The organism is Pseudonocardia pini, assembly GCF_013870575.1.
Lineage (GTDB): Bacteria > Actinomycetota > Actinomycetes > Mycobacteriales > Pseudonocardiaceae > Pseudonocardia > Pseudonocardia pini.
The window spans coordinates 1-4,063 of record NZ_JACBXB010000512.1 but is presented as its reverse complement, the minus strand read 5'-3'; the positions used below and the strand labels follow the sequence as shown (position 1 = coordinate 4,063).

Sequence of the window (4,063 nt, the reverse complement as noted above, 5' to 3'; positions counted from 1 at the left end):
TCGACCAGCGCGGACGGCATCGTCAGCGGCAGCACGGTGCGCGGCGGGTACGGCGACTTCCCGCGCACGACGATCGTGCCGCGCAGCATCCGGCGCAGCTCCTCGTCCAGCCGGGCCTGATCCGCCGACGGCCCGGACGCGACGCCGTAGACCATCCACCGCTCGCCGTCGATCCCGACGAACACCGAGGTGGCCTTGTTCGTGGTCGCGTACAGCTCGCGGCCCCACGTGCCGGTGCCGGTCCGGACGGTGGCCCCGGCCTCGCGCAGCGACGCCTCGATCTCGGCGCAGAGGTCCTTCCACAGCCCGCTCGTGCGCGGCGCGGCCAGCGCGGAGAGCGACAGCCGCCCGCCGGGCATCGTCACGTGGACGGCCTGCAGCCTCCCCTTGTTCGTGGGCTCGACGGCCACCGTGCCGCTCGGCGGGATCGGCACCTGCACGGCGCCGAAGTCCATCCGGGCCAGCGCGTCCGTCATCTCCGGATCGAGCATCGCGACGTCGAACGGTCCGTGGTCCGGGCCGTCGTACTCGGCGTCGTACTCGTCGTCGCCGCCGTCGAGCTCGTCGACGTCGTCGTACTCGAGGTCTTCCAGATCCTCGCCGTAACGCACGCTCATGGTCCGTCACCTCCCGTCAGCCGGTCGTGCCCGCCCGACGAGCCGTGGCCACCACTCCCCCGTTCGGACGCAGGGAGTTCGGCCACCTCGACGAAACGTGCGTACTCCACCTGTTGAACGACCAACTGGGCTATCCGGTCACCCCTGCGGAGAACCAGCTGCTCACGGGGGTCGTGGTTGATCACACACACCTTGATCTCGCCTCGGTAGCCGGCGTCGATGGTCCCGGGGGTGTTGACGATCGACAGCCCCGTCCGCGCGGCCAGGCCGGAGCGGGGGTGCACGAACCCGGCGTAGCCGAACGGCAGCGCGATGGCCACGCCGGTGCCCACGAGGGCGCGCTCACCGGGGTCCAGCACCACGTCGGAGGTCGTGACGAGATCCGCCCCCGCGTCGCCCGGGCGGGCGTACGCGGGCAGCGGGACGTCGGGATCGAGGCGGGTCAGCAGCACGTCGACGAGCGGCGTGACCATCGGCTCGTGCGGGGGAGCATCGATCGGGCCGGGCACAACGGGCGACGTTACAGTGGGGCCTCGTGAGCGAGCACCCGACGACCACCGGTCCTGCGACGTCCGGCCGTCCTGGATTCGACGAGCGGTTGAGTACGCCGCTCTGGTGGTTCCTCTTCGCCGCCGGGATCGCGGCGCTGCTCGGCGCGGAGATTCACATGGGCTACCCCGGCGTGCGCTCCTGGATCGGCTACGTCGTGCTGATCCCGCTGGCGCTGCTCGCGGTGTGGCGGCTGGGCAGCGTGCGGGTCCGGGTGGCCGACGGCGAGCTGGTCGCCGGAGACGAGCGGATCCGCCTCGAGCACGTCGGACGGGTGCAGGTCGTGTCCAAGAAGGCCAAGCAGGAGGCGCTGGGGCCCGAGCTGGACCCGATCGCCCACGTGCTGCACCGCAGCTGGATCGGGCCGGTCGTGCGGATCGAGACCACGGACCCGGCGAGCCCGGTGCCCTACTGGGTCGTCTCCAGCCGTCGACCGGAGGAGCTCGCGGCCGCCCTGAGGGGCTAGAGACGTCGAAAGGGCGCCCCGAGGGGCGCCCTTCCACGATCGAGCCGCGAGCCGGTGCGGCGGTGTGAGCCCAGGATCAGGCCGCGCAGTCCCGGCAGATGAACAGGTTCCCCCTGGTCTCGGCCAGCCTGCTCCGGTGGTGCACCAGGAAGCAGCTGCCACAGGTGAACTCGTCCGCCTGCTTCGGCAGGACCTTCACCGTGAGCTCCTCGCCCGAGAGGTCCGCTCCCGGGAGTTCGAAGCTCTCCGCCGTGTCCGACTCGTCGACGTCGACCGCGGACGACTGCGCCTCGTTCCGACGGGCCTTGAGCTCGTCGAGCGAGTCCTCGGCCAGGTCATCGGCCTCGTTGCGCCGCGGTGCGTCGTAGTCGGTCGCCATCTTTCCCACCCTCGTTCACTACTTCTCATCTACAGCTCGTGCCGCTGCACAACGTCCGGGCCGTCGGGGTTTGTGCCCGGAGGTCGAGTGACACCCGTCTCACCCGATTCGCCCAGTGCAGCGATCCGGTGGCCCCCGTCGGCGCGCAGAGGGTAGCTGAGACCTCCACGGCCCGTGCCCGGACCCCGGTGTGACGTCGTCCGGGCGACTCCCCGTGTCCCTACGCGGAGGGCACGGCCCGGACGTTAGGGTCAGCCGGTGGCGTCGGTTCAGGGGGCGGAGTGATGGGGCCCGCGGACAGCAGCTCCAGCGCGGGCTCGTGCTTCGCCGGGGCCGCGGGGAACGGCAGGTGCAGGAACTCGGGCACCTTCTTCATGGCCACGCGGGCGGGCTCCTCCACCCAGCGGTAGAGCAGCCAGGCCGCCGGGACGGTCGCGACCAGCATGGAAAGGCCTGCGAGATGAGCCAGGACCGTCGATCCCACCAGTTCGGGGAGGTAGGCCATGGCCAGCCAGTAGACCTCGAACATCGGGATGTGGATCAGGTAGAGCGCGTAGGAGATCCGGCCGCCGAGCACCATCGCGGGGGTGGAGAGCCAGCGGGCCGCGCCGCCGTCGGCCAGCGCGAGCGAGCCCACGAGCAGCGGGAACAGCAGGATCACCGCGCCGCCACGACCCGGCCCCACCAGCTCTCCGGCCATCAGCCCGGCCACGATCGCCACCGGCGTGGCCGTGGCGACCCAGGACGCACCGCGGCGGACCCGGGCGTCGGTGGCGCGCAGCTTGCGCACGGCGAGGTAGGCGAGGATCCCACCGCCGAAGCCGCAGAGGATCCGGACCAGCCAGCTCCACGGGTAGTACGGGCTGCCGGTCTGCAGGTACGCCACCGCGATCGGCGCCATGAGCGCCACGGCCCCGCCCGCCAGCACGACGAACGGCAGGTTCCGCATCCGGTGGAACACCAGCGCGACGCCCGGGAACAGCAGGTAGGCGAGCCACTCGGCGCTGATCGACCAGGTCGAGCCGACCCAGGAGGCGCCGTCGAAGTAGGGCTGGTCCCAGAGCTGGACCATGAACAGCTGCTCCACCCACTCGCCCGCGCTGAGCGTGGGCTGCGTGGCCTGGAACGCGATGTCGGGGTCCGAGCCGTACACGGCCCTGGCGACCAGCCAGATCCCGAACATGTGGAAGACCAGCGCGTAGGCGGGCCAGATCCGGCACGCCCGGGCCCAGACGAACCGGCCGGTCTGCTCGGCGGTCATCTTCGGGCCCAGCTTCTCCAGGTACGTGTAGGCGATCACGAAACCGGAGAGGACGAAGAAGAGGTCCACGCCGAGCGCGCCGGAGGTGACCACCGGCCCCAGCGCCGCGACGACGAGCGCGACGCCCGGCAGCGCGGTGAAGTGGAAGTGGAACAGGACGACCCACGCAGCGGCGACGATGCGCAGACCGGTCAACGCCCGCAGCTCCGTCGTCGCGGAACCGGGGGCGGGGCCCGTGGCGGGCACGGGGGCGTGCTCGGCGGTGATCGTCACATGGACCACAACGGTGCGGCCGGGTGGCCGTCACGGGTGTCCCCTACATAGCGCCTGAATGGCCTAGCGCGTTACTCAGTGTGTAGGAATCACATGGATGTAGTTCTGTATCCCCGAACCGGATGAACGGGCTGTGACCGACCCGGTACCCCACGTTCGGCGGTGCGACTGTACGGCGGCTACCGTCAGTCGGCGTGCTGACCACCGACACGGTGGACGAGGCTCCCCCGGCCGCCCACGGCCGCGGTGGGTCCGCTCCCCCTCAGCAGAGTACGAGGCTGCGCGCGCTCGCCGCGGGCCTCGGTCTGCTCTCCGCCGTCCTGTCGCTGGCGATCCCGTTCCTCCCCGTCACGCAGAACACCGCCGAGCTGAGCTGGCCGACCGCGTCGGGCGGGACCGCGCCGGTGGTGTCTCCGCTGGTCACGCTGCGTCCGGAGACTTTCGCGGCGAGCGTCGGCTGTGCCGCGATCCGTAGCCTCGACGCCCGCTCACCGGGTGCGGCGACCGTCCTGACCACG

General features: G+C 71.4%; 6 protein-coding genes. 2 read left to right on the top strand and 4 right to left on the bottom strand.

The annotated features are described in order from the left end of the window. Together H5J29_RS23605 and dut are read right to left on the bottom strand one after the other, a co-directional pair. Nucleotides 1-617 (bottom strand): DUF3710 domain-containing protein (locus tag H5J29_RS23605; protein WP_181783225.1); only part of this gene is annotated, 617 nt, incomplete at its 3' end. Continuing rightward, on the bottom strand, nt 614-1,090 hold the full coding sequence (gene dut / locus H5J29_RS23600; RefSeq protein ID WP_181783226.1) for a dUTP diphosphatase: 477 nt from the start codon (nt 1,088-1,090) through the stop codon (nt 614-616). The genes H5J29_RS23605 and dut, both read right to left, overlap by 4 nt. A gap of 125 nt (nt 1,091-1,215) precedes the next feature. Between dut and H5J29_RS23595 the strand changes: the two genes are divergently transcribed. Beyond that, a complete protein-coding gene (locus H5J29_RS23595; RefSeq protein WP_220187829.1) occupies nt 1,216-1,632 on the top strand; it encodes a DUF3093 domain-containing protein in 417 nt (138 codons plus the stop codon). 76 nt (nt 1,633-1,708) lie between these two features. On the opposite strand, the gene H5J29_RS23590 is transcribed toward H5J29_RS23595, so the two are convergent. Both H5J29_RS23590 and H5J29_RS23585 read right to left on the bottom strand, forming a co-directional pair. Then, nucleotides 1,709-2,011 carry a DUF4193 domain-containing protein gene (locus H5J29_RS23590; RefSeq protein ID WP_181783223.1) on the bottom strand — a complete coding sequence of 101 codons (303 nt, stop codon included), beginning with the start codon at nt 2,009-2,011 and terminating at the stop codon, nt 1,709-1,711. Nucleotides 2,012-2,231: 220 nt separating this feature from the next. After that, a complete protein-coding gene (locus H5J29_RS23585) occupies nt 2,232-3,545 on the bottom strand; it encodes an acyltransferase family protein (protein ID WP_181783222.1) in 1,314 nt (437 codons plus the stop codon). A gap of 194 nt (nt 3,546-3,739) precedes the next feature. On the opposite strand from H5J29_RS23585, the gene H5J29_RS23580 reads away from it, so the two are divergent. Next, nucleotides 3,740-4,063, top strand: a 324-nt coding sequence (locus H5J29_RS23580; RefSeq protein WP_181783221.1) for a hypothetical protein, incomplete at its 3' end; no start/stop codon positions are given.